The following is a 24,304-nucleotide window of genomic DNA, read 5'->3' as shown; positions in this document are numbered from 1 at the left end:
CAATGGCTTTATGCTGTTTTATCCTAGTCTATTGTGTCTGGCACAAATCTACAATTTGAATCTGCACTCACTGCGTCATTCTATCGCGCACTGTTTTGCTGAATCAGTTGCTGTATCACGTTGTAGCTGGCTTTAATCCGTTCTTCATTGGGGAAATTGGTATTGGCCAACATCACGATCCCAATCTTTTGTTGCGGGATAAAAGCAGCATAAGCACCAAAGCCATTGGTCGCGCCAGTTTTATTAAAGAAGGTCGCTGCTGGAGCAATTTTTGGCTGCGCGATTAGTGTCACCGCATGGCTTTCTAAAGCCATTTTGCTGGAGTTGCCCTGTAATAGCGTTTCCAATTTCGCTGGATAAGCATATTGCTCCCAACCTAACCCCTGTGTCATTGCGCCTACTTTAAAATAACCCACATGCGTATTTTCAATGCCTTTACGCAGTGGTTGTTTCAACTGTTGCGGATTGATTTGTGCATCCAGAAATTTCAGCATGTCCGCGCTGCTACTTTTCACGCCATAGGCTTCAGCATCAAACATCCCAGGCGATACCCGCATGGCCTGATCCGCTTTATAGCCCCATGCATAATTCGGCATCTGCTGCTCAGGGACTTGAATAAAACTTTGTTTGAGACCTAACTGAGGAAAAAGTGTTTTTTCTAACAATTCGGTATAAGGCTTTTTCATTGCCAATGCAGTGACATAGCCCATCAAGCCAATACTTGGATTGGAATATTGACGCGCAGCACCGATGGTTGTCTTCGGCTGCCATGCCTGAAAATACTTGATCATCTCCTGTTGCTGAACCACCTCATCAGGGAACTGCAACGGAAAGCCGCCCGCAGTATAGGTGCCCAAATTCAATAGGGTGGCACGATTCACAGCACTGTTTTTAAGTTCAGGGAAATATTTGGCAGGATGGTCAGACAAGGAGATTTGTCCTTGTGCCTGTGCATAGCCTGCTAAAGTTGCATTAAAGGTCTTACTCACTGAGCCAAGTTCAAATAAGGTATTGTTGCGAATCGGCTGTTGGCTCTGTTTTGAAGCCACCCCATAATTCACAAAATAATGTTGTCCATTTAAAGTGATCCCCACCGCCATTCCCGGGATTTTGTATTGTTGTAAAAGCGGTTTAAATTGCTGGTCAACAATAGCTTTTACTTGCTGCTCGCTGAGCTGTTGTGCCCAAAGCGGTGCACTGCAAGACAGAAGTCCTACAAGTACACATAATTGTTTCGCAGGTGTAGAGAACCGTTTTGAATTTGGCATGGATGATTTCACTTTAAGTTAATAATTAAGAAGCAGTTAGTTTGAGTAATTTGGCTTGCGGACCATCCTCAATGACCCAGATCGAACCATCTTGAGCCTGATGTAAACCACGAATCCGCTGTTTCATATCCAGTCGCTGAATCTCTTTCACAGGTTGCGATTTTAAATCCACCACCACAATGGCTTTGGAAGATAAACCACCGATGAGCGCTTTATGTTGCCATAAAGGGAACTGCTGACCTGAATAAATGATCATGCTGGAAGGCGAAATTACAGGGGTCCAGTCGATTTCAGGCGCTTTAAACTCGGGACGGGTGCTGTGATCTGGGATCGGTAAACCTGAATAATGATCACCATTGGAGACTTTCGGATAGCCGTAGTTGGCTCCTTTCAGGATCAGATTCAGCTCATCGCCGCCTTTAGGCCCCATTTCAACCACCCAGAGTTGCCCTTTCTCATCAAATGCCATGCCGAGTGGATTACGATGACCCAGTGACCAGATTTCAGCTGTGACACCACCTTGCTGCTGAAATGGATTGCCATCCACAGGGGTGCCATCATCGTTCAAGCGCAACACTTTGCCGAGATTACTTTTTAAATCCTGAGCTGGATCAAACTTCTGGCGCTCTCCTGAACTCACCCATAACTTTCCATCTGAACCAAACAGCATCCGATGTCCGTAATGTCCCTGACCAGAGACCTTCGGCACTTGCTGCCAGATGGTTTTTAAATCGGTCAATTTGGGTTGCTCTGGGTTGGATAAATCCAGCTTGGCACGTGAAATCACCGCGCCGTATCCACCTTGTCCTTTGCTGGCATAACTTAAATAGAGCCAATGGTTATGCTGAAAATCGGGATGTAAAACCACATCGCCAAGTCCGCCCTGTCCACCATAACTTACCGAAGGAACACCTGAGACATTCAGGCTAGTCTTGGTTTGAGGATCAAATAATTTTAATTGTCCTTTACGTTCTGTAATCAGCAAACGCTGATCCGGCAGACTGGTCACCGCCCAAGGCTCATCAAATGAAGCCACCGTCTCGGCACGATAGGTCTGCTTTGCCGTATGGGTTGGACTTTGCTGCTCAGCATTTTGATCAGGGGTTTTAGAATTGGTATTGTTCGGACCACAGGCCAACAAAAATAAAAAACTGCTGCAAACCAAAGGTGTTATCAATAATTTCTTCATTACTTATCTCCCTCTTTATAAGACTCATCTTACGGAGATACGCAAATCAAAATACTGTAAAAATGTTGTTTTATGCAAAGCATGTTTTAAACATTTGGTGAAATTTTCAGTTAGCGGACCCAGCGCACGATATAGTCTTCGATCTGCTCTTCATCAATCTCACTTTCAGAGATGCAACGTCCTGCGGCAGATTTCTTGGCTCGGATCACGCTCTGACGAGAACCAGTATTTAAATAATGCCATGAGGGTAAATTCTTGCCTTCACTCAAACGACGATAGGCACAGCTCGGCGGTAACCATGAGATTGTTGTGAGCTGCTCTAATGTGAGCTGGATGCAATCTGGTACTTGCTGCTGACGGTTAGGATAATCTGAACAACGCGCTGTTTTACAGTCCAGCAATTTGCATGACACTTTGGTATAGGCAACTTCGGCAGTCTCCTCATCTTCCAGTTTTACTAGGCAACACAAACCGCAGCCATCACACAATGCTTCCCACTCAGCCTCATTGAGCTGATCAAGCGAATATTGTTTCCAGAAGTTAGGACGCAGTTCGAGGGACATACCAGTTGTTTCTATTTCAAACGAGTGTTTGATTATAGCATTGCTGTCCTATGTCTTGCTTTTCAATCTCATTTCTAGCTTAACATTTCTTTAAGTATTAAACATTTGAACCACAGAAACACCACATTTTGTTCAAAAAACCCACGCTATATTAGATTCATAACGAAAAATTAGGAGGACACGACATGTTCCGTTGGGCCATTATTTTTGCTGTAATCGCACTCATTGCCAGTTTATTAGGTTTTGGTGGGGTTGCTGGTTTATCCAAAGATTTCGCTGTGATCTTACTGGTTGTCGCCGTGATCTTAGCCATCGTTGGTTTCATATCCAGAGGTAAAGTCTAAGGATTTAACCCGACTCAATAAAAAAGAAGAATCTCCGTATTCTTCTTTTTTTATGCCTGTGTAAGACCAAGACGCTAGCATTTGTTGTTTGACGATATCTTCAATTTTCTTTTTTTATGCTTTAATCAATGCATTCTAAAAATACAGATCAGGATTATAGAATGAGCTTTACAGTCAATACTCGTGAAATTGAATACACTGCACCAGATGGTCAACGCCTGATTGGTTATTTTGCAACGCCCGTAACTGATCAACCTGTTGCTGGGGTGATTGTTGCACCTGAATGGTGGGGTCGTAATGAATATACCGAACAACGCGCGCGTGAGCTAGCCGAACATGGTTTTGCCGCACTAGCAATTGATATGTATGGCGATAAAAAAGTTACAACGGCTGTACCTCAAGCTTCAACATGGATGAATCAGACCTTTGAACAGCCAGAGACCATTGTTGATCGTGCTCAGGCGGGTCTCTCAACCTTGGCTGCCCAACCAGAAGTCAATGCTGAAAAACTGGCTGCAATTGGTTTCTGTTATGGCGGAAAAGTAGTGCTTGATTTGGCTCGCTCAGGTGCACAGATCGAAGCAGTTGCAACCTTCCATGCGGTTTTAAGTCCAAAAGCACCAGCTGAAAAAGGCAAGATAAAGGCTGAGATTTTAGTTCTGCATGGCGAGCTAGATAGCATGGTAACTTTGGATGATGTTGCGAGCTTCCGTCAGGAAATGCATGATGCTGAAGTCGACCACGAGGTGATTATTTTTGAAGATGCCAAGCATGGTTTTAGTAACCCGCTTGCTGATGAACGTGCCAAAGCCAACAATGTTGATTTAGGTTATAACGCAGAAGCAGAGCGCCAAGGGCTTGAAGCAATGTATGAGCTGTTGGATAAACATTTGAAGTAATCGGTAAATGATTTTTCAAAACGTAAATCCCCGTCAACATCATCTTGATATTTAAGCTCGTGCAAAGGCGGCATCCATGCCGCCTATCCGAAAACAAATAAATACTGAAATTTAATAAAAGTTTGAAATACTTTGCTATCTATACACTGTTTATGTTTCAACAGAATTTTAACATCTCAGAAAGACCTATTTCCGCTATACTACTGCCCTGCTTTTTATTGACCTGATTCATGTCTGATTTCTCATTTTCTGATGCACTACTTCGCTGGTACGACCAACATGGTCGCCACGACTTACCTTGGCAAATCGCCGATGATCCTTACAAGGTATGGGTCTCAGAAATCATGCTGCAACAGACCCAAGTCAAAACTGTACTGCAATATTTCGATCGTTTTATCGAACGCTTTCCAACCGTGGAAAGTCTGGGACAAGCCAGTTGGGACGATGTCGCCCCCTATTGGGCAGGACTTGGCTACTACGCCCGCGCCCGTAACCTGCATAAAGCTGCGGGGATCGTCAGCCAGAAAGGTAAATTCCCAGAAACACTAGAAGAGTGGATAGAACTCCCAGGCATTGGTCGCTCAACTGCGGGAGCATTGATGTCATTGGGCTTACGCCAATACGGCGTGATTATGGACGGCAACGTAAAACGCGTTTTGGCCCGTTTCCTTGCCATCGAAGATGACCTATCCAAACCACAGCACGAACGGACGCTCTGGCAAATCGCAGAAGAGCTTTGTCCGCACGAACGCAACCATGATTACACACAAGCAATTATGGATTTAGGCGCAACGGTGTGTACCCCGAAAAAACCACTGTGTTTATATTGTCCAATGCAACAGCATTGTCAGGCCTACCAGCAAGGTCTGGAACAGCAGCTTCCATTTAAAAAAGCCAAGAAACCCGTTCCAGTCAAAACAGCCAATGTGTTACTGATCCAGTCTGGTGATGAATGGCTGTGGCAACAACGTGAAGCCCACGGTCTGTGGGGAGGATTGTATTGCCTCCCTATCATTGAGCAAGCAACCGAATTACTACAGATTGAGCAGCACTTTAAACTGCAAGCTCAAGTATCATCTTTGCAGATTAGCCATAGCTTCACCCACTTTACTTGGCTACTGAATGAACAGTTGTTCCACGTGGAACATGATCAAAAAGAACAGCTCAGTATTGAACTCAACGGCGTATGGCTGAGTCCAGAAACAGCAATTGCCAAAGGTATTCCCACGGCTATGAAAAAACTGATTACAGCAAAGCAAAAAGCTTAAGCCTCTCTATTGCTGTAGATCAAAATATAAGGAGTTTTTGTGCGTCATCCAATTTCTTATACGCTGCTTGGTGTGTTCATTATTTTACTTTCAGCTTGTGCCACAGCGCCGAAAAAACCAGCACCTTTGCCCAATGCACAGGTTAATAAGCTGAAAAGCATGCGCTTAGATAGCCGCTTGCCAGTTCCTGTGAAAGGCGTCAGCCGCAATGAATTACGAGATACCTGGGGCGCTGCCCGCAGTCAAGGACGTAGCCATGAAGGCATTGATATCATGGCAGAGCGCGGTACGAAAGTGTATAGTGCGACCGAGGGCTTAGTTGCTGATTTACGTAATAATAATTTAGGTGGAAAGGTGATCTGGATCATTGGTCCAGCAGGTTCGTGGCATTATTACGCCCATCTTAACGGACATAAGCGTGGTCTTAATGTGGGAGACTATGTTCGCAAAGGCGACCTGATCGGTTATGTGGGCAATACGGGCAATGCGCGTTATACCTCTCCACATTTACATTACGGAATTTATTTAAATGGCAAAGGGCGTGGTGCAGTCAATCCATACCCATATTTACGTTAGGAATCTACAATGTCTGAAGCATTGATTGAACGGCTGGTTGTATTTGCAGAGTCGGGCAACCAGCAAAAAATCATCCTGAATGGCACCAGCTATCAAGGCTGGATCATGGAAATTACTGAAGATGCCTTGCTCATCAGTACGGGTTTTGCCGATAAATCGGGGAAAGACTTTTGGCTTAAATTTGCTGATTTAAACAACGCAGAACTGTATTATTGGGATACTCGCCCAAATGAATGGGTGGCATTCAAACTTTAATCATCATGTACACATAACAATAAGGAGCATCAAATATGTCAACTCAACGCTGTGGCTGGTGCTCCGATGATCCGCTCTATATGGCCTACCATGATCAGGAATGGGGCAAGCCACAACATGATGAAGCACATTTATTTGAAATGCTCTGTCTTGAAGGTCAGCAAGCAGGACTTTCCTGGATCACGGTTCTGAAAAAACGTGAACACTACCGCACCCACTTCTTCGACCATCCCATCACAAAAATTGCTGCACTGACAGATGACCAACTGGAACTCAAGCTCAGTGATGCAGGTTTAATTCGTCATATTGGTAAACTGAAAGCAATTCGAGACAATGCGCTGGCTTGGCTTAAACTCAAAGATGAAGTCACAGATGTACCTGCTTGGCTATGGAGTTTTGTGGATCATCAAACCGAAAATAATGATGTAGTGAATTATCGCGAAGCCCCTGCCCAAACAGAAATAAGCCAGAAATTATCTAAAACACTCAAAAAGCGTGGTTTTAAGTTTGTAGGCCCGACCACCTGTTATGCTTTTATGCAAGCCATTGGCATGGTCAATGACCACGAAAATCATTGTCATTTTAAATAATCAAAAATCATCGCTTTTCCTTCTACAGGAGTTCCTTGAATGAGCAATAACCAGATTCGTGCTTATGCAGCAATGCAGGCTGGTGAACAGTTAGTTCCTTATCAATTTGATGCGGGCGAGTTACAGGCGCATCAGGTTGAAGTCAAAGTCGAATATTGTGGCCTGTGCCATTCCGATCTATCTGTCATTAATAATGACTGGCATTCATCCGTCTACCCTGCGGTCGCTGGACATGAAATTATTGGTACCATCGTTGCGCTTGGTTCTGAAGCGAAAGGACTTCAGATCGGTCAACGTGTTGGTATCGGCTGGACGGCTGAAACCTGTCAGGCCTGTGATCCATGTATTGGCGGTAATCAGGTGCTCTGTACGGGTGAAAAGATTTCAACCATTGTCGGGCATGCAGGTGGTTTTGCCGATAAGGTCCGTGCAGGCTGGCAATGGGTCATTCCGCTGCCAGAAGCGTTAAATCCAGAAAGTGCAGGTCCGCTACTGTGTGGAGGTATTACTGTATTTGATCCTTTGCTGAAACATAAAATTCAGGCGACCCACCATGTCGGGGTGATTGGAATTGGTGGTCTCGGCCATATGGCGATTAAATTGCTCAAGGCATGGGGTTGCGAAGTGACCGCATTTAGCTCTAGCCCAGACAAAACCGATGAATTAAAAGCCATGGGTGCGGATCATGTGGTGAATAGTCGTGATGCACAAGCCATCAAGGCACAACGCGGCAAGTTTGATTTATTGCTCAGTACGGTAAATGTGACACTGAATTGGCAGGCCTACCTCAGCACACTTGCAGCGAATGGCAGTCTCCATTTCTTAGGTGTGACTTTAGAACCAATTCCGGTGTCGGTGGGAACACTCATGAATGGAGCTAAATCAGTCACCTCCTCTCCAACAGGTTCCCCTTTGGCACTGCGCCAACTTTTACAGTTCGCAGCACGTAAAAATATTGCCCCACAGATTGAGCTATACCCAATGTCTCAACTCAATGAGGCAATTGAACGACTGCATTCAGGCCAAGCGCGCTATCGTATCGTTCTAAAAGCAGACTTCGACTAATTCAGACTTTTTCGCGTCCAGTCCGCCAATTGCTGTATGGCTTGGCGGATTTCTACAGTTAAGGCGTGTCCCGCATTTAAGCGTAAAAAATGCTGATAGCGTCGGTCTTCTCCAAAAACTTCCCCCGGCACGATATTAATGCCCTGCTCTTGCGCCAGATAATAAAGCTCCAAACCTGTAATACTCGCTGGAAGTTGCAGCCATAAGGCATAACCGCCCTGTGACTGACTCAAGGCAATTGGAATCCCCTGAAACACCTCTAAGATAAACGCTCGATACTGCTCCACCTGCTGCATAAGCTGAGGTCTTAAATGATCAAGATGCTCCCGATAACCACGACTATAAATAAAATCAGCCAGCCCCAACTGTAAAGGCGTATTCACCCCCACATTATTCGCCAATAATTTCGGTCTTAAATATTGTAATTGCTGGCCTAAACAGAACCAGCCAACACGATAAGCGGCTGATAAAGATTTAGACACCGATCCACACCAGATCACATAGCCCTCCTGATCCCAATAGCGTATCGGCAAAGGTCGCTCCTTCTGGAAACTGCATTCTCCATAAATATCATCTTCCAAAATAAAACATTCATACTGCTGAGCCAGCTTGGCGATGTGCTGCTTTTCTTCATTCGTCAGGCAATAGCCCAAAGGATTTTGAAAATTGGCAGTCATCAAACACAGCTTGGCACTGCCCTGTTTCATAAAGAATTCCAAACGCTCCAGATCAATGCCACGATGATCGGCTGGAATCTCGATAATCTTGCGTTTTAGGCTGGCCAGCATTTGCAACTGACCATTAAAGGTGGGCGTTGGAATCAGGATACTATCGCCTTGTTTGGTAATCTGCTGAATCAACAGTGACAACGCAGGCATACATCCATTGCTGATAAAAATATCGTCCGTCGCAACATAGATACCATCTTCGCGCCAATGATCCGACAAGGCCTGCCGCAACTGTTGATGTCCCTGTTTATTGCAATATAGAAAATCTTCTGGCTGACAGTGTTTCAGCGCACGTTGCAAGGAGCGGCGTAAGCCATCCACAGGAATCAAATGTGGGGATAATTGAATCGCACCCAAAGGCGTTAAATGGTTCTGGATCGAAGCGGTTTGAATCTGATTTTGCAGGTCTAAATTTGAAACTTGCCGAATCATTGATTCAAAACGTGGGCTATCAGGTACAGGACTTTGATATTGCCTTGAACTGACGAAATAACCCGATTTGGCTTTGACATAAATCAGCCCTTTGGCTTCCAGTAATTCATAGCATTGCTGTGCCGTACTCAGGCTAATACTTTGCTGACGAGCAAATTCCCTTAAAGAACTGAGCTTCTGCTGAGGTTGTAATTCATGCTGATAAATCTTATGCGCCAGTTGTTCTGCTAAACGTTGATATTGGAAAGTCATCTCTGTACTGCTTTTTTATAAATTTCTGTATCTGTATTGGTTTATACAACACCGTTAAGCTATAAAAATCAACAGCCAAAGGATAACATCATGAAAAATAAAATCTTATTTATACTCAGTACAATTCTATTTACGGGCTGCGACTTCTCGGCTCAGGCCAGTTATCCACAACAACAGGTTTGTAAGTCTCTCTCAGAAGGTTACTTACGTATGCAAAATCAAACCACCTATGAGTTATGGAGAATGGAAAAGCGCGATGCCCCAGAGCAGACACGTATCATCAAAATGACTTATAAAAAGCCAAATGAAAATGGTGTAATGCTGCCAAGCCAGTATTTACCGACCATGGAACTGGAATGCCGCTTACAACAACAGCATATTGTGGTGTCAGTCATTCAGGCCACTGGTGCGTTAGTACCCGTCCTGAATGTACAGCTTCAGAACGATGCTATTGGCAAACCGAAAAGCCCTGACTTAATTGCTCAGTCAAAAATTCAATAAATAAACGGACACGTTTCGGCAAATGCTCTTGCTGATAATACACCGCATGGATGCGTTGATAAGAATGCTCGATCTGGTCTTCAAACAGTGCCACCAAATGCCCTTCATTCAAGTCTTTCCAGATCTCAAACTCTGACAGACGAGCAATACCTTGCCCCCGCAGGCAAAGTTGACGAACAGTTTCTCCACTTGATGCCTTGATTTTAGGTTGCGCCTGAAAATATTCCCCTTCAATTTTCAGAGGCCATTTATTGATATAGGCTGGTCGGGTAAAGCCAACAACATCATGTTCAAGTAAATCTTTCGGCTTTTGAGGAATGCCTTTACGGCTTAAATAGTCGGGACTGGCAACGATATAAATACGGCTCTTACACACCAGTTTGGCATGTAGGCTGGAATCATGTAGTTCCCCAAAGCGGAAGGCAACATCGGTTTTATGTTCCAGTAAATCAATCACCAGATCATTACTGTTCAACTCAATTTCAATATTGGGATAGCAGCGTCGGAATTTATGGACCAGCGGCGTAATCACATGCAAAATAAAAGGCGTCGCAGAATCAATTCGAATGAGTCCTGAAGTGTCCTGATCGGATTTTTGCAGTGCTTCTTCCGCCGCGTTGAGATCGCTTAGGATTTTGCGGGCATGATTAAGAAATTGCTGCCCTTCCTGCGTCAGTTTTAATTTGCGGGTGGTGCGTTCTAACAGCGTCACCTCAAGCTTGGATTCCAGACGGCTCAGTGAACGGCTCAGTCCCGATGCAGTTTGTCCCAGACGTTCAGCAGCAGCGATAAAAGAACCAGTATCGACAATGGTCATAAAGGCTAGAAGTTCTTCTACGGTTGATTTCATCACCGCCTCTCTATTATTGATATTTAGTCAACTGTATTTTGCAAATTCATCTATTTTTTAGCAACAATAATCATCGCAAAATGACAGCCATCAACAAAATCGCTCCTTAGAGCATGAAAAAAATCAGGTGAAAAATATGCGTATCCCTCAATTTGGTTTAGGTACTTTCCGTCTCAAAGATCAAGCCGTGATTGACTCGGTTAAAACAGCGTTAGACGTCGGCTATCGTGCCATCGATACCGCACAGGTTTATGAAAATGAAGCGGCTGTGGGTCAAGCCATTGCTGAAAGTGGTGTCGCACGTCAGGATATTTTCCTCACCACAAAAATCTGGGTCGACAATTTTACGGAAGATAAGTTTATTCCAAGCCTAAAAGACAGCTTGCAAAAGTTGCGTACCGATGCAGTAGACCTGACGTTAATTCACTGGCCTGCCCCACAACTAGGTGTGTCCATTCCAACCGTAATGCAACTGCTTCTAGAAGCCAAACAGCAAGGTCTGACTCAGCAAATTGGAATCTCGAATTTTAATATTGCCTTGACCCAACAAGCGATTGACAGCATTGGTGTAGAACACATTGCCACCAACCAGATTGAACTCAGTCCATATTTACAGAACCGCACCTTGGTCAACTTCCTGCGTGAGCAAAATATTGATGTGACTTCCTACATGACTTTGGCTTATGGCAAGGTCTTAAATGATCCCACCCTACTTGAGATCGCTGCACAACATCAAGCGACCAGTGCACAAGTGGCATTGGCTTGGGCACTACAAAATGGCTTTGCTGTGATTCCTTCATCAACCAAACGTGAAAACCTGATCAGTAACTTAAAGGCACAAGACTTAACTTTAACTGCAGAGGAAATGCAGTTGATTGCCCAACTGGAACGTAATGGTCGAGAAGTAAGTCCAGAACCATTTGCGCCTGAATGGGACAAATAACATGAGCAGCCGCATTAACCTGCCCTTGCTGGCTTTGGCGATTGGTGCCTTTGCCATCGGCACCACCGAGTTCTCACCCATGGGGCTATTGCCCAATATCGCCAATGATCTAGGCGTATCGATCCCCAGCGCGGGCATGCTGATTACGGGTTATGCACTGGGCGTAATGCTGGGTGCACCGATCATGACCTTATGGTTTGGTGGTTTTGCGCGTCGTAATGCATTGATTTTGCTGATGGCAATTTTTACTGTCGGTAATCTGATTGCAGCATTTGCACCGAACTATATGAGCTTAATGGGCGCTCGACTGATTACCAGCCTGAACCACGGCGCTTTCTTCGGAATTGGCTCTGTGGTCGCTGCCAGCGTGGTTCCTGCCAATAAACAGGCCAGTGCTGTTGCCACCATGTTCATGGGCCTGACCATTGCCAATATTGGTGGTGTACCGCTTGCAACTTGGGTCGGACAAAACATCGGCTGGCGCATGTCTTTCCTTGCGATTTCAGCACTTGGTGTGATTACGATGCTCTCCCTCTGGAAAGCGCTGCCTGTAGGATCAGTTGGACAAAAACCGAATGTAAAAATGGAACTGAAAGTCCTGACCCGTTTACCTGTGGTATTGGCGTTGCTCACTACGGTGTTCGGAGCATCAGCGATGTTTACACTCTATACCTATATCGCGCCAAGTCTGGTTGAGTTTACCCATGCCTCACCGACCTTTATCACCATGATGCTGGTCTTGATCGGGATTGGTTTCTCAATCGGTAACCATTTCGGTGGCAAGTTTGCAGACCTGTCTATCAACAAGACTTTGATTGGTTTCTTAGGTTTATTGATCGGATTAATGCTGATTTTCCCAATCCTTGCTCAAACCCAAGTAGGCGCAGCACTTGGTTTGGTGATCTGGGGTGCAGCCGCCTTTGCCATCGTACCGCCATTACAAATGCGTGTGATGTCAGTGGCACATGAAGCCTCTGGCCTTGCTTCTTCCGTGAATATTGGTGCCTTTAACTTGGGCAATGCGATTGGTGCCGCAGCGGGTGGCGCAGTATTAAGTCTTGGTCTGAATTACACTGCGGTCTCAATGATCGGCGCTGCGCTGGCAGGCATTGGTTTAATTCTGGTTTTCATTCAAATGAAACTAGCAGCCAAACCAGCCACTCAGCTACAACAATGCCCACAAGCCTGATGGTAATAAAAAAGCCTGAATTCAATCAGGCTTTTTTATCATTTCAATAAATCTGGCAACTTTGGTTGCGCATAGATCGGGTTGAGTACTTCTTTTTTCATTTTCATGAGCATCTGATATGGTTGTTGTTGCACAAACATATTCACAAAGCTCAATGGAATCGAACCTGCTGGATCGGCATATCCGCTGGTGGTCACTTTTACCCGATTATTCGGTAATTTTTGGAAAGTCCAGTCACCCGCATATTTGCTTAAACGCACCACATCAGGTTGCTCAGGATAATTGTTCTGAATGGCATTGTTTTTAATGCTAATGCTGCCATCCGCATTCTTGGTCATTTTGCCTTTAATCACCACATCGCGGTCTTTTAAAGGAAATGGAAAATCCAGCACCATATACAAGGTAAACTCGCCTTTCTTGTCATCGCGAGATAGCATTTGCGCCTTCCCCACATACGGCACCCATTGTGGCGTACGCTCGACATCGAGAACCACCGCAACGGCACGTTCCAGCGGCACATCATAAATCGTTTCGGCTTTATATTGAATAATTGGATTATTTTCTGTCTGGTAGGTCCAGACCTTAATATTATTACGATGCAAACTCAATTTGGCAGTATCTGATGCAGCAGTCACCGCAAAGCTGCTGATACTGAGTAGTGTAGCAAGGACGATATGTTTTTTATTCATGTCATGCTCAATTGTTTTAATGATGGCAAGAGCCTGCTTCACTTCTACTGGAAAGAAAGCTCAACAAGCTCTTTTATAGTACAAAAAAGGAACGTTTTATACTTCAATCTCGTTAAAGCCTAAAACATCTTTCATATCGTATTTACGTGCTTCACGGCCAACCACCCATGATGCTGCACGAACGGCACCTGAGGCAAAATTCATACGGTTGGTCGCTTTATGGGTGACTTCAACACGTTCACCTTCACCAATAAACATCACGGTATGTTCACCCACGATATCGCCACCACGAATGGTTTCAAAGCCAATGGTTTGACGGTCACGCGGGCCGGTATAGCCTTCACGTCCATACACCGCAACTTCTTTCAGGTTACGACCTAAAGTATCTGCAATCGCCTCACCCATCATGAATGCTGTACCTGATGGTGCATCGACTTTATGACGATGGTGCGCTTCAATGATTTCGATATCCACGGTATCACCAAATACTTTTGCAGCGAGTTCCAATAATTTAATCGAAACATTGACCCCTACTGAATAATTGGCAGCGTACACGACTGGTGTATGCGTTGCTGTTTCTTCAAGGAATGCCTTTTGTTCATCTGACATCCCCGTGGTACCAATCACCATTGCCACACCCGCTTCACGGCAAAGCTTCAAATGCTGTTCAGTGGCAACAGGTGCAGTGAAGTCAATCACTACATCACAATCCTTCAATACTTCACTCAAACTTCCCACGATCTTGACGCCGATGTTGCCAATACCTGCAAGTTCCCCTGCATCTGCACCCACCAAACTGCTTTCTGGACGTTCAACTGCGGCTGCAAGCTGGTAGCCTGCCTGTTGTACCGCTTGAATCAAAATGCGTCCCATGCGTCCGCCTGCACCCAAGATCCCAATGCGTGGAGAAGTTGACATAATTTTTCCCAGTCTTTTATTTAAACAATTCAGCTACTATAGCAAAACTCTGTGCTCGCGCTAAAAATTTCCCATAAAAAAACCTGCCGAAGCAGGTTTTTTTTATGAAGGCCAATTAGTCAAACAGGCGATCAAAGAATGATTTTTTCTTTGGAGACGAAGCATGACCATCCCCATCAAAAGAGGCTTGTAGCTCTTTCAACAATTCACGTTGGCGACTGTTTAGATTGACAGGTGTTTCGACCACAATGCGGCAGAGTAAATCACCGACCATGCTGCTACGTACAGGGCGAACACCCTTACCACGTAAGCGGAAAAGTTTACCCGTTTGTGTGCCTTCAGGAATTTTCAAACTCACGCGCCCTTCTAGGGTCGGAATTTCAATTTCTTTACCTAATGCAGCATCTGCAATGCTAACAGGGACATCCATATATAGATCAGCACCATCACGTTGGAAGATTTCGTGTTCACGTACCACGACTTCAACGTATAAATCACCAGCCTGACCATCACGGATCGCTTCACCTTTACCCGTCAAGCGTACGCGGTCACCATTGTCCACACCGGCAGGAATGGTAACTTCAAGTGTTTGTTGACGATCAGCAACGCCTGAACCATGACAGCTCTTACATGGGTTCTTGATGATTTTGCCTTGACCACGGCAGGTACTACAAGTTTGCTGAACCGAGAAGAAACCTTGTTGCATACGCACTTGGCCTGCACCATGACAGGTACGGCAGGTTTCGACATCATTCGGATTTTGAGAACCTTTACCATCACAGGTTTCACATGGCGCTGGCGCAGTAAACGTAATGGTCTTTTTCACACCTTTGACGGCTTCTTCGAGCGTCAATTCCATCACATAGCGAAGGTCTGAACCACGGCGCTGACGTTGTTGCTGACGGCCACCGCCACCGAACGCACCACCGAAAATATCGCCGAACTGGCTAAAGATATCTTCTGCACTAAAGCCACCGAAGCCGCCACCTGCACCACCAAAGCCACCTTCAAAGGCACTGTGCCCAGCACGGTCATACATGCTGCGCTTTTCTTCGTCAGAAAGCACTTCATAAGCTTCTGCCGCTTCTTTGAACTTTTCTTCAGCTTCTGCGTTGTCAGGGTTACGGTCTGGATGATACTTCATCGCCAACTTACGATAGGCTTTCTTGATCTCATCATCACTTGCGGTTTTCGAAACGCCTAAAACCTCATAATAATCACGTTTAGCCATGGTTGGCGATGCTCCTCACGGAATTTATTCAAATCTAAAAAAACAAATAGGCTCTGCTGACTTTTTATTTCTAAAGTCAACAGAGCCTTAATAGGGGCTGTACGATAAATTTACAAGGTCTAATTCAATAAAAAAGCAGTAAAATTAAAAAACTGCTTTATTTTTAAAGTATTTAGCAATGCCTTTTAGCCATGCATTCAATAAAAATAACCAGGCAATTGAACTGAAGACCACACCTGCAACGGTCATTGCAGTTACCCAGAGTGCGCTATCCCATGCAAAAAAGAACAATGGAATAAACCATAGGGCAGCAAAAAAGGCCATCAAGATAAATAACAGCACATTACGCATAATCCACAGTGCATGCGCATGTATCCATACTTCAGCATTATCCACAATCGCAACTTTTCGTGCTAACAGGTACGCAAACGCTGCAAACACGATTGTAAATAATGCAAGAAACATGAACACGTAAGAAATCGCCACATAGCGGCGATGCTGCTCAATATTGTCTTGCCCCATGCTCTATATCACCTCATTCACAGCATTGTGCAAAATTTGTCATGCAATGAAATTCAATTATTTATTGGTCTTAAAATATAGGTGCTACTATATTGAAATTTTCAATATTTCGCACCTTTATTCACAAAATAATTACGATAGTTATGTTGTTTTTTTGACCTTAAACCATGCTGCATAAAGTGCAGGCAGGAAAAACAGGGTTAATAAGGTCGCAACAATCAATCCGCCCATAATCGCAACGGCCATCGGACCAAAGAAAATACTGCGTGATAACGGGATCATCGCCAGTACGGCAGCCAGTGCGGTCAGGACAATGGGGCGAAAACGGCGCATGGTTGCATCAATGACTGCATCCCACGGAACATGTCCCGCCTGTATATCCTGCTCGATCTGATCAATCAAAATGAGCGAGTTACGCATAATCATGCCTGACAGTGCGATCGTACCGAGCATCGCCACGAAACCGAAAGGTTTATTAAATAGCAGCAGGAATGCCACCACCCCGATCAAGCCCAATGGTGCTGTCAGCAACACAATGGTTGCCCGCGACATACTACGCAGCTGGATCATTAATAAAGTCATCACCACAGCCAGGAACAATGGCATACCTGCATTGACCGAGTTTTGTCCCTTCGCGGACTCCTCAACGGTACCGCCCACTTCTAGTAAATAACCACTTGGCAGGTCTGCACGTAAGGTCTGCATCTGCTCTGCCAACTGTTGCACCACAGTCGCAGGTTGCAAGTGGGTACGAATATCCGCACGAACGGTAATGGTTGGCAGGCGATTACGATGCCAGATTAAACCCTCTTCAAAACGGGATTCAATTTTTGCAATTTGCGCTAACGGCACAGTGGTGCCTTTGCTGGTCGGTACCGCCAAGCTCGCCAAAGAAGCCACTTCAACCCGTTCAGATTTATCACCACGTAAGCGGATTTCAATCAATTCACGTTTTTCACGATATTGATTCATCACCGATCCTGTCACCGATGCATTCAGGAAGTTCGCCAGATCAACGCTAGACACGCCCATTTGACGGGCACGATCCTGATCAATTTCAATCGCAATGATTTTGCTTGGCTCGCCCCAATCCAGATGCACATTGGTGGTGTTTGGATCTTCACTCAGGACTTTTGCCACTTTTTGTGCCCATTGACGTACTGTGCCGAGATCTTCACCCGAAACACGATATTGCAATGGATAACCCACAGGTGGGCCATTTTCCAGTAATGACACCCGAGTGCGCACTTGAGGTAATAGCTGCTTGATTTGTGTGTCTAGAGAACGACGGATTTCATCCCGATCATCCAAAGATGATGCCAACACCACAAACTGGGCAAAGCTGGCTTGTGGCAATTGCTGATCCAAAGGCAAGTAGAAACGTGGTGAACCCGTCCCGACATAAGCCACATAATTATCAATGCCTTTTTGTTTCGACAGGAATTGTTCCACCTTATGCACGGCTTGTTCCGTCGCGGTCAAAGATGCGCCTTCTTCCAGTTTTAAATCCACCAGAATTTCAGCACGATTCGATGGCGGGAAGAACTGTTGCGGCACCAGCTTAAACATCGCCACCGACAACACAAAAATCCCGACTGTGACGGCAATAACGGTTTTACGATAGGTGATACAGATTTCGACCACACGGCGGAAAGACTGATAAAACTTGGATTGGTAAGGATCATGATGTTGCCCATGCGCTTCCACGATAGGCGCAGGTTGCTTACGCAATCTTGCCCATAATCGAACATACCAAGCGGCTTGCTGCTTCTGTTTAGTAAAGTCAGGCAGTAATTTTTCCCCCAGATAAGGGACAAATAATACTGCGGCAATCCATGACACAATCAAGGCAATGGTCACCACCTGAAAAATAGAACGGGTATATTCCCCTGTTCCAGATTGTGCAGTTGCGATCGGCAAAAAACCTGCTGCGGTAATCAGGGTACCTGTCAGCATCGGGAAGGCCGTGGTTTGCCATGCAAAGCCTGCTGCTTTGAGTCGACTGTAGCCCTGCTCCATCTTAATCGCCATCATTTCAACCGCGATAATGGCGTCATCGACCAGCAACCCGAGCGCCAGAATCAATGCGCCCAGTGAAATCTTATGGAGTCCCACATCGAACAGGTTCATGCCTGCAAAGGTCATGGCTAAAACCAGTGGAATAGAAAGTGCCACCACCAAGCCAGTACGGAAACCCAGTGAGAAGAAACTCACCAATAAAACGATAATCACCGCTTCCGCGAGAACTTTTAAAAACTCCTGAATACTGCGTTGTACCGCCACAGGTTGATCTGACACTTTTTGTAGTTTCATGCCCAAAGGTAAGCTTTTTTGCAGACGGTTAAATTCGGTTTCGAGATTTTTACCTAGCGCAATGATGTCACCACCTTTACGCATCGAGACCGCAATCCCGATCCCGTTCTCACCCATAAAACGCATGCGTGGCTGTGCAGGTTCGCTAAAACCGCGATAGACCTCGGCAACATCACCCAGTTGAATGGTTCTGTCACCGACCAGTAACGGCATTTTTTTCAGGTCATCGACACTATGTAAATGTCCACTGACCCGAATTTGAATACGGTCAGTACCTGTTTCAAAGAAACCCGCACCCGCCATATCGTTTTGCTTCTGAATAGCTTCCTGTATCGCGGTGACAGGCACACCTAATTGCACTGCCTTGGTATTGGACAATTCAATCCAGATTTTCTGGTCTTGTAGTCCCACCAAATTAACCTTGCTGACATCTTTGACCCGTTGTAATTGCAGTTGCAAACGGTCGGCATATTCTTTCATTACCGCATAGTCAAAGTCCTTGCCTGTCAGCACATAGATGTTGCCGAAGGTATCTCCAAATTCATCATTAAAGAAAGGCCCTTGTACACCGCTTGGTAACTGGGTCCGAATATCATTGACCTTTTTGCGCACGTTATACCAGACGTCTGGAATGGCACTGGACGGTAAACTGTCTTTAGCCACAAAAGTCACCAAGGACTCACCCGGACGTGAATAGGCCATGATGCGGTCATACTGCCCCGTAGTCATCAACTCCTTTTCAATTCGATCTGTCACCAGCGTTGAGACTTCTTTTGCGGTTGCCCCCGGCCAATAGGTCTGCACCACCATCACTTTAAAGGTAAATGGCGGATCTTCACTTTGCGAAAGTTTGGAATAGGACATTATTCCAACGATGCCGAGCAGCAGCATAAAATAAAGGATAATACCCTTATTTTTGAGTGCCCATTCTGAAAGGTTAAATTTCATGTTTAACCTCCCGTTTTGACACGAATGTCGCGGTTATCACGATCAACGGGATGAATTTTTTGCTGATCACGCAATAAGTGCACTCCGCCAACCACCACCCAGTCAGACGCTTTCAAGCCTGAAAGGACGGGTACACTGTCACGACCATAAGTCCCTAAAGTCACAGGCACTTTACGAATGGTTTGATTGGCATTCACCACCCAGACGTAGGCTTGCTGATCATTGGCAGTAACACTGGATAAAGGCACACTCAAGACATTATTGTCATGCGCCACGAAGAAGACGCGCGCACTTTGTCCGAGTTGAATGCTGGACTGCCCTTCCAGCAAAGACACTTTCACGGTAAAGGTTCGAGACTGATCCGCTGCTGGAGAAACCTCACGCACTCTGGCAGCAAAACGTGCCTCAGGTTGCGACCACAAGGTGACCCATGCTGGCTGTCCTACTTTAATGGTGCTGACCGCCTGTTCAGGTACACCAAATACCACTTCGCGTTCACCATCAATGGCTAGCTGGTAGGCAGCCTGCCCTGCCGCAATCACTTGCCCAATCTCGATCTGACGCTGGGTAATCACCCCGTTCTTATTCGAGATAAGCTGGTTATAACCCGTTTGATTGGACGATACTTCATAGTTAGAACGGGCTTGCTGTAAGCTTGCCTGTGCAGATTCATACTGATTTTTGACGGCATCAAATTGCGAACGGCTGACCGCATTGACCGGTAATAGCTGCTGATAACGCTGATATTCTTCTGCGGCAATTTTTGCAGCAGCCTGTGCACTTTGTAACTGTGCCTTGGCCGCATTCATTTGCAATTGCGCATCTTTTACATCCAGCTTCGCCAGCACCTGTCCAACTTTGACCCGATCCCCGACATCGACATAACGTTCGGTGATCTGTCCCCCGACACGGAAGGCCAAAGCAGTTTGCTGTTTCGCCTGCACATCCCCTGCATAGCTTTTTTGCTCAACATGGTTGCCACTCGGCTGGGCCACCATGACATAAGGAATTTCCTCAGTCTTGGGCACCTCTTTCTGGCAGGCGCTGAGGACGACACTACTGACAATGACGAACCCCAATATGATACGATTGATCTGCTTCATCTGTTTGCGCTCTTATTCAAATTGATTTTTAAGGCGTGATATGAGCATTATCATAGATTGTTTATTTTTTAATTAATATACTCATAGGTACATTAATTAAAAAATAAATCTACCCATCTGATTTTTAAATTGATTAAAAGAGAAAGATAACGTGCAAATCCATAGTGGTCGCCCTAAAGATTTAGAGAAAAGAGCCAAAATTTTACAGGCCGCAAAATCTATTTTTTTAAAAATGGGTTACCACGCCACCAACATGAACCAGATCGCCAAAGAAGCAGGCGTCACTAAACTTACGGTGTACAACCACTTTCAAGACAAAAACAATCTGTTCATGTGCGCGATTCAAGAAAGCTGTGAAGAATCGATTCGAGCCAAACAGTTTGAACTGACGGCGGACTCTGATTTTAAACAGGCCTTGCTTCTCATGTGCCAGCGGGCTTTAAATATCATTTATCTTCCTGAAGCCTTGAAACTGGATTGTGTCCTGTTTGAGCTGGCAGCGGAACAGAGTCCCTTAACCCGACAGTTTTTTGATGCCTCACATACCCGCATGTGTCATGTCTGGTGTGATTTTTTTGAGCAAGCTATCGCGTTTAAATTTATTCAGGCCGATGAACCGATCAAGCAGACTGAACTGATCATTTCCTTGCTGCTGGGGATCCGTCACCAACAAGTGTTACTGGGTTTAGCACCTGTTCCAACAGCAGATGAAATCGATCAGATGATTCAGCATGCAATCGAGATTTTTTTGCTTAAATATCAGACTAAAGTTTAGATAAATTTCACATTTTTTTACGTTCTGCTCTTGGATTGTCTTTCAATCGCGCTATAGTCGAATGAGAACAACAGGAGAATTAGAATGATTCAGCAAATCACTGCTCCACTACGTGAAGATGTCCGCTTACTGGGCAACTTACTGGGAGAGACCTTAAAGCAACATGCTGGGCAAGATTTGTTTAATCAGATTGAGCAAATTCGGGCATTAGCCAAAGGCGCACGTGACGGCCAGATCGAAGCAGAAAAACAGCTAGAACAACTTTTCCTCGGTTTAAAAGATGAAGAGATTTTACCGCTGACCCGTGCTTTCTCACATTTTCTTAACTTTGCCAATATTGCGGAACAGTACCATGTGGTGCGAAGCCGTCGTCAGGCCGAGTTTGATGAGCAAGCACCAAGTCCTAATCCACTCCCGCATTTGTTTGAAAAATTCAAAAGTCAGCAGATCAATGCACAACAACTATTTCAACAAATCTGTGATTTAAAAATTGAACTGGTGCTGACAGCCCACCCGACCGAAGTCAGCCGTCGTACTTTAATTCAAAAATATGACGACATTACCGATTGCCTTTCACAATTAGATCAGCAAAAGCTGACCCCGAAAGAACGCCAACAAACCATTGCAACGCTCAAGCAATTGATCAGTTCAGCATGGCAGACCGATGAAATCCGTCAACATCGCCCAACCCCTGTGGATGAAGCGAAATGGGGCTTTGCGACGATTGAGCAGTCGCTCTGGAATGCCGTACCTAAATTTGTTCGCGAACTGAATGAATTGTCTCAACAGCATTGTGAACAAAGTCTGCCACTCAATGTTGCACCAATTCGCTTTGCCTCTTGGATGGGTGGAGACCGTGATGGTAACCCGAATGTAACGCATCAAGTCACGCAAGAAGTCCTGTGGTTATCGCGCTGGCAAGCAGCAGATCTCTATCTGCGTGATATTGAAAATCTGCGTTGGGAATTGTCGATTCAAAGCTGTTCCGATGAACTGACTCAAGCTTTGGGTTATGAACATCCAGAACCGTATCGTGAATATTTACGCGAAACCCGCGAACGTTTAAAAGCGACACGTACATGGTTGGCCCATCGTCTGCAAGGCACTGAAGCAGCAGATGACAGCAATATCATCAGAACCAAAGATGAATTACTCGCACCGCTATTACTGTGCTATCGCTCATTGATCGACTGTAATATGGCTGAGATTGCCAACGGACAATTACTCGACTTTATTTATCGGGTGAATTGCTTCGGAATTGAACTGCTAAAACTCGATATCCGTCAAGAATCGGGACGTCATCGCCAAGCGATTTCCGCCATTACTGAATATTTGGGTCTAGGCAATTTTGAGTCATGGACCGAACAGGCACGCCAAAACTTCCTGATACAGGAACTGCAAAGCAAGCGCCCATTACTGCCGAAATTTTTTAATGAGCCTGAAGGTAGCCTGATTCAGCATTCCGATGTACTCGAAGTGTTTGCCACCATGCGCACCTTGGCAGAACAGCCACCTGAAAGTCTGGGCGCCTATATTATTTCGATGGCAGAATATCCAAGTGATGTGCTGGCAGTGTTGTTACTTCAAAAAGAAGCGGGCATCCAGCAGCCTCTACGTGTGGTGCCTTTATTCGAGACCTTGAAGGATCTCGATGGCGCCGCCAAAACCATGAATACCCTGTTCAATATGCATTGGTATAAACAGCATATTCAAGGCAAACATGAAGTCATGATTGGCTACTCCGACTCCGCCAAAGATGCAGGCTTTATGTCAGCCAACTGGGCGCAATATCGTGCTCAGGAAGAACTGACGGCGATTGCCAAACAGCATGGCGTACAATTGACCTTATTCCACGGTCGTGGTGGTTCAATCAGCCGTGGTGGTGCACCTACCCAGCAAGCTTTGTTCTCTCAACCACCGGGTTCGATTTCTGGCGCGATTCGTGTCACGGAGCAAGGCGAGATGATTCGCTTTAAATTCGGTCTGGAAGGCATTGCCCTGCAAAATCTGGAAATCTACACCGCAGCGACTTTGGAAGCGACCTTACTCCCGCCACCTGAGCCGAAACAACAATGGCGTGACCTGATGAATCAGATGACGGATTTATCGGTGCAGGTTTATCGCCAAACCGTGCGTGAAAATCCAAATTTTGTGAGTTATCTACGTACCGTTACCCCTGAGCTGGAATTACAGATGTTGCCGCTCGGATCACGACCAGCCAAACGTAAAGTCAGTGGTGGGATCGAGTCCTTACGTGCCATTCCGTGGGTATTTGCATGGACACAGATTCGCCTGATGCTACCAGCATGGCTCGGTACTGGCACCGCGATCAATCAAGTTCACGGGCAACATAAAAACACGCTGGATGAGATGCTTGAACAATGGCCTTATTTTCAGACATTGATTGATATGCTGGAAATGGTGCTGTCCAAGTCCGATGCAGATATTGCGCTGTATTATGAATCTCATCTGACTCAAGATCAGGACTTAAAGGTTCTTGGTGTCGAGTTACGTCAACGCCTGCAAAATGCGGTCGATACCCTACTTCGCCTGAAAGGTGAATCTAAACTTCTGAGCAATAATGAAGTGCTGGATCAATCGATGCAGGTGCGTAAACCGTATTTGTTGCCTCTGCATTTATTACAGGCTGAATTGATGAAACGTCGACGCCTCTATCTGGCCGAGCATCAAACTGAACACAGTCCAGTGGATCATGCCTTGATGGTCAGCATTGCAGGTATTGCGGCAGGCTTGCGTAATACGGGCTAAACATTATTTCCAAAATTGCCATCAACACAAAAGACCGCTGTTGATGGCAGAATTGGCAAAATATGCCATTTTCATAAAAAAATTTGAAAAAGTTTTTAAAATTATTTTGAAAATAAAAGAGTTA

The 24,304-nt window shown here is 45.4% G+C and carries 23 protein-coding genes; 12 read left to right on the top strand and 11 right to left on the bottom strand.

All coding sequences use genetic code 11. The features are described 5' to 3' along the window. Positions 1–80: 80 nt before the first annotated feature. The 3 genes from ampC to A9Z07_RS05665 form a co-directional block, all read right to left on the bottom strand. Positions 81–1,268 (bottom strand): class C beta-lactamase, encoded by a 1,188-nt coding sequence (gene ampC, locus A9Z07_RS05675; RefSeq protein WP_069577585.1) that lies wholly within the window; start codon positions 1,266–1,268, stop codon positions 81–83. Positions 1,269–1,293: 25 nt separating this feature from the next. Next, complete coding sequence (locus A9Z07_RS05670) at positions 1,294–2,457, bottom strand: PQQ-dependent sugar dehydrogenase (RefSeq protein ID WP_069577584.1); 1,164 nt, start codon at positions 2,455–2,457, stop codon at positions 1,294–1,296. A gap of 110 nt (positions 2,458–2,567) precedes the next feature. Next, positions 2,568–3,020: a YcgN family cysteine cluster protein gene (locus A9Z07_RS05665; protein ID WP_004776390.1), complete on the bottom strand. Its 453-nt coding sequence runs from the start codon at positions 3,018–3,020 to the stop codon at positions 2,568–2,570. A 185-nt stretch (positions 3,021–3,205) separates the two neighbouring features. Between A9Z07_RS05665 and A9Z07_RS05660 the strand changes: the two genes are divergently transcribed. From A9Z07_RS05660 to ahr, 7 genes are all read left to right on the top strand, one after another. After that, the gene (locus A9Z07_RS05660) at positions 3,206–3,364 is read left to right on the top strand and encodes a DUF1328 domain-containing protein (protein ID WP_004776391.1); all 159 of its coding nucleotides are present in this window, start codon (positions 3,206–3,208) and stop codon (positions 3,362–3,364) included. A gap of 161 nt (positions 3,365–3,525) precedes the next feature. Then, positions 3,526–4,263, top strand: coding sequence for a dienelactone hydrolase family protein (locus tag A9Z07_RS05655; RefSeq protein WP_069577583.1), 738 nt, complete (start codon positions 3,526–3,528; stop codon positions 4,261–4,263). A gap of 230 nt (positions 4,264–4,493) precedes the next feature. After that, the gene (gene mutY / locus A9Z07_RS05650) at positions 4,494–5,531 is read left to right on the top strand and encodes an A/G-specific adenine glycosylase (RefSeq protein WP_069577582.1); all 1,038 of its coding nucleotides are present in this window, start codon (positions 4,494–4,496) and stop codon (positions 5,529–5,531) included. 39 nt (positions 5,532–5,570) lie between these two features. Beyond that, positions 5,571–6,107, top strand: coding sequence for a M23 family metallopeptidase (locus A9Z07_RS05645; protein ID WP_004776395.1), 537 nt, complete (start codon positions 5,571–5,573; stop codon positions 6,105–6,107). 9 nt (positions 6,108–6,116) lie between these two features. Then, positions 6,117–6,362, top strand: a complete 246-nt coding sequence (locus A9Z07_RS05640; protein ID WP_047429848.1) for a hypothetical protein — start codon at positions 6,117–6,119, stop codon at positions 6,360–6,362. A 35-nt stretch (positions 6,363–6,397) separates the two neighbouring features. After that, a complete protein-coding gene (locus A9Z07_RS05635) occupies positions 6,398–6,952 on the top strand; it encodes a DNA-3-methyladenine glycosylase I (protein WP_069577581.1) in 555 nt (184 codons plus the stop codon). A 39-nt stretch (positions 6,953–6,991) separates the two neighbouring features. Further along, positions 6,992–8,017, top strand: a complete 1,026-nt coding sequence (gene ahr / locus A9Z07_RS05630) for an NADPH-dependent aldehyde reductase Ahr (protein ID WP_005260296.1) — start codon at positions 6,992–6,994, stop codon at positions 8,015–8,017. Here ahr and A9Z07_RS05625 read toward each other — a convergent pair. Next, positions 8,014–9,429: a PLP-dependent aminotransferase family protein gene (locus A9Z07_RS05625; RefSeq protein ID WP_069577580.1), complete on the bottom strand. Its 1,416-nt coding sequence runs from the start codon at positions 9,427–9,429 to the stop codon at positions 8,014–8,016. The genes ahr and A9Z07_RS05625 overlap by 4 nt on opposite strands. A gap of 90 nt (positions 9,430–9,519) precedes the next feature. On the opposite strand from A9Z07_RS05625, the gene A9Z07_RS05620 reads away from it, so the two are divergent. Then, complete coding sequence (locus A9Z07_RS05620) at positions 9,520–9,930, top strand: hypothetical protein (RefSeq protein WP_005260297.1); 411 nt, start codon at positions 9,520–9,522, stop codon at positions 9,928–9,930. Here A9Z07_RS05620 and A9Z07_RS05615 read toward each other — a convergent pair. Then, positions 9,878–10,780 carry a LysR substrate-binding domain-containing protein gene (locus A9Z07_RS05615; RefSeq protein ID WP_004776401.1) on the bottom strand — a complete coding sequence of 301 codons (903 nt, stop codon included), beginning with the start codon at positions 10,778–10,780 and terminating at the stop codon, positions 9,878–9,880. The two genes, A9Z07_RS05620 and A9Z07_RS05615, sit on opposite strands and share 53 nt — an antisense overlap. Before the next feature lie 136 nt (positions 10,781–10,916). Here A9Z07_RS05615 and dkgB point away from each other — a divergent pair, with 136 nt between their 5' ends. After that, positions 10,917–11,723: a 2,5-didehydrogluconate reductase DkgB gene (gene dkgB / locus A9Z07_RS05610; protein ID WP_005260298.1), complete on the top strand. Its 807-nt coding sequence runs from the start codon at positions 10,917–10,919 to the stop codon at positions 11,721–11,723. Position 11,724: 1 nt separating this feature from the next. Continuing rightward, positions 11,725–12,912, top strand: a complete 1,188-nt coding sequence (locus A9Z07_RS05605; RefSeq protein ID WP_005260299.1) for an MFS transporter — start codon at positions 11,725–11,727, stop codon at positions 12,910–12,912. A gap of 38 nt (positions 12,913–12,950) precedes the next feature. On the opposite strand, the gene A9Z07_RS05600 is transcribed toward A9Z07_RS05605, so the two are convergent. The 6 genes from A9Z07_RS05600 to A9Z07_RS05575 all read right to left on the bottom strand — a co-directional run bounded on the left by A9Z07_RS05600 (position 12,951) and on the right by A9Z07_RS05575 (position 20,636). Then, positions 12,951–13,601, bottom strand: a complete 651-nt coding sequence (locus A9Z07_RS05600; protein ID WP_005260300.1) for an START domain-containing protein — start codon at positions 13,599–13,601, stop codon at positions 12,951–12,953. 96 nt (positions 13,602–13,697) lie between these two features. Beyond that, entirely contained in the window at positions 13,698–14,519 is an 822-nt protein-coding gene (gene dapB, locus A9Z07_RS05595; protein ID WP_069577579.1) for a 4-hydroxy-tetrahydrodipicolinate reductase, read from the bottom strand. 115 nt (positions 14,520–14,634) lie between these two features. Beyond that, the gene (gene dnaJ / locus A9Z07_RS05590; protein WP_005260301.1) at positions 14,635–15,750 is read right to left on the bottom strand and encodes a molecular chaperone DnaJ; all 1,116 of its coding nucleotides are present in this window, start codon (positions 15,748–15,750) and stop codon (positions 14,635–14,637) included. Between the two features lie 144 nt (positions 15,751–15,894). Next, on the bottom strand, positions 15,895–16,272 hold the full coding sequence (locus A9Z07_RS05585; RefSeq protein ID WP_004776408.1) for a hypothetical protein: 378 nt from the start codon (positions 16,270–16,272) through the stop codon (positions 15,895–15,897). Positions 16,273–16,413: 141 nt separating this feature from the next. Continuing rightward, positions 16,414–19,533 (bottom strand): efflux RND transporter permease subunit, encoded by a 3,120-nt coding sequence (locus A9Z07_RS05580; RefSeq protein WP_047429834.1) that lies wholly within the window; start codon positions 19,531–19,533, stop codon positions 16,414–16,416. 2 nt (positions 19,534–19,535) lie between these two features. Beyond that, positions 19,536–20,636 (bottom strand): efflux RND transporter periplasmic adaptor subunit, encoded by a 1,101-nt coding sequence (locus tag A9Z07_RS05575; RefSeq protein ID WP_069577578.1) that lies wholly within the window; start codon positions 20,634–20,636, stop codon positions 19,536–19,538. A 151-nt stretch (positions 20,637–20,787) separates the two neighbouring features. Here A9Z07_RS05575 and A9Z07_RS05570 point away from each other — a divergent pair, with 151 nt between their 5' ends. Further along, positions 20,788–21,411: a TetR/AcrR family transcriptional regulator gene (locus tag A9Z07_RS05570; RefSeq protein WP_004776413.1), complete on the top strand. Its 624-nt coding sequence runs from the start codon at positions 20,788–20,790 to the stop codon at positions 21,409–21,411. Positions 21,412–21,495: 84 nt separating this feature from the next. Next, positions 21,496–24,180 carry a phosphoenolpyruvate carboxylase gene (ppc, locus tag A9Z07_RS05565; protein ID WP_047429826.1) on the top strand — a complete coding sequence of 895 codons (2,685 nt, stop codon included), beginning with the start codon at positions 21,496–21,498 and terminating at the stop codon, positions 24,178–24,180. The last annotated feature ends 124 nt before the right edge of the window (positions 24,181–24,304 follow it).

The sequence above is a fragment of the Acinetobacter sp. YK3 genome (assembly GCF_001729365.1).
Taxonomy (GTDB): Bacteria; Pseudomonadota; Gammaproteobacteria; order Pseudomonadales; family Moraxellaceae; genus Acinetobacter; species Acinetobacter vivianii.
This window is presented reverse-complemented; position numbering and strand designations above follow the sequence as displayed.

What these genes read in the sequence shown, in the direction of transcription:
- A9Z07_RS05585 (WP_004776408.1), bottom strand. Translation starts at nt 16,272, where the DNA reads ATGGGGCAAGACAATATTGAGCAGCATCGCCGCTATGTGGCGATTTCT.
- A9Z07_RS05635 (WP_069577581.1), top strand. Translation starts at nt 6,398, where the DNA reads ATGTCAACTCAACGCTGTGGCTGGTGCTCCGATGATCCGCTCTATATG.
- A9Z07_RS05605 (WP_005260299.1), top strand. Translation starts at nt 11,725, where the DNA reads ATGAGCAGCCGCATTAACCTGCCCTTGCTGGCTTTGGCGATTGGTGCC.
- A9Z07_RS05615 (WP_004776401.1), bottom strand. Translation starts at nt 10,780, where the DNA reads ATGAAATCAACCGTAGAAGAACTTCTAGCCTTTATGACCATTGTCGAT.
- A9Z07_RS05665 (WP_004776390.1), bottom strand. Translation starts at nt 3,020, where the DNA reads ATGTCCCTCGAACTGCGTCCTAACTTCTGGAAACAATATTCGCTTGAT.
- A9Z07_RS05670 (WP_069577584.1), bottom strand. Translation starts at nt 2,457, where the DNA reads ATGAAGAAATTATTGATAACACCTTTGGTTTGCAGCAGTTTTTTATTT.
- dkgB (WP_005260298.1), top strand. Translation starts at nt 10,917, where the DNA reads ATGCGTATCCCTCAATTTGGTTTAGGTACTTTCCGTCTCAAAGATCAA.
- A9Z07_RS05640 (WP_047429848.1), top strand. Translation starts at nt 6,117, where the DNA reads ATGTCTGAAGCATTGATTGAACGGCTGGTTGTATTTGCAGAGTCGGGC.
- A9Z07_RS05655 (WP_069577583.1), top strand. Translation starts at nt 3,526, where the DNA reads ATGAGCTTTACAGTCAATACTCGTGAAATTGAATACACTGCACCAGAT.
- A9Z07_RS05580 (WP_047429834.1), bottom strand. Translation starts at nt 19,533, where the DNA reads ATGAAATTTAACCTTTCAGAATGGGCACTCAAAAATAAGGGTATTATC.
- A9Z07_RS05620 (WP_005260297.1), top strand. Translation starts at nt 9,520, where the DNA reads ATGAAAAATAAAATCTTATTTATACTCAGTACAATTCTATTTACGGGC.
- ppc (WP_047429826.1), top strand. Translation starts at nt 21,496, where the DNA reads ATGATTCAGCAAATCACTGCTCCACTACGTGAAGATGTCCGCTTACTG.
- ahr (WP_005260296.1), top strand. Translation starts at nt 6,992, where the DNA reads ATGAGCAATAACCAGATTCGTGCTTATGCAGCAATGCAGGCTGGTGAA.
- mutY (WP_069577582.1), top strand. Translation starts at nt 4,494, where the DNA reads ATGTCTGATTTCTCATTTTCTGATGCACTACTTCGCTGGTACGACCAA.
- dapB (WP_069577579.1), bottom strand. Translation starts at nt 14,519, where the DNA reads ATGTCAACTTCTCCACGCATTGGGATCTTGGGTGCAGGCGGACGCATG.
- A9Z07_RS05575 (WP_069577578.1), bottom strand. Translation starts at nt 20,636, where the DNA reads ATGAAGCAGATCAATCGTATCATATTGGGGTTCGTCATTGTCAGTAGT.
- A9Z07_RS05660 (WP_004776391.1), top strand. Translation starts at nt 3,206, where the DNA reads ATGTTCCGTTGGGCCATTATTTTTGCTGTAATCGCACTCATTGCCAGT.
- A9Z07_RS05625 (WP_069577580.1), bottom strand. Translation starts at nt 9,429, where the DNA reads ATGACTTTCCAATATCAACGTTTAGCAGAACAACTGGCGCATAAGATT.
- A9Z07_RS05600 (WP_005260300.1), bottom strand. Translation starts at nt 13,601, where the DNA reads ATGAATAAAAAACATATCGTCCTTGCTACACTACTCAGTATCAGCAGC.
- dnaJ (WP_005260301.1), bottom strand. Translation starts at nt 15,750, where the DNA reads ATGGCTAAACGTGATTATTATGAGGTTTTAGGCGTTTCGAAAACCGCA.
- ampC (WP_069577585.1), bottom strand. Translation starts at nt 1,268, where the DNA reads ATGCCAAATTCAAAACGGTTCTCTACACCTGCGAAACAATTATGTGTA.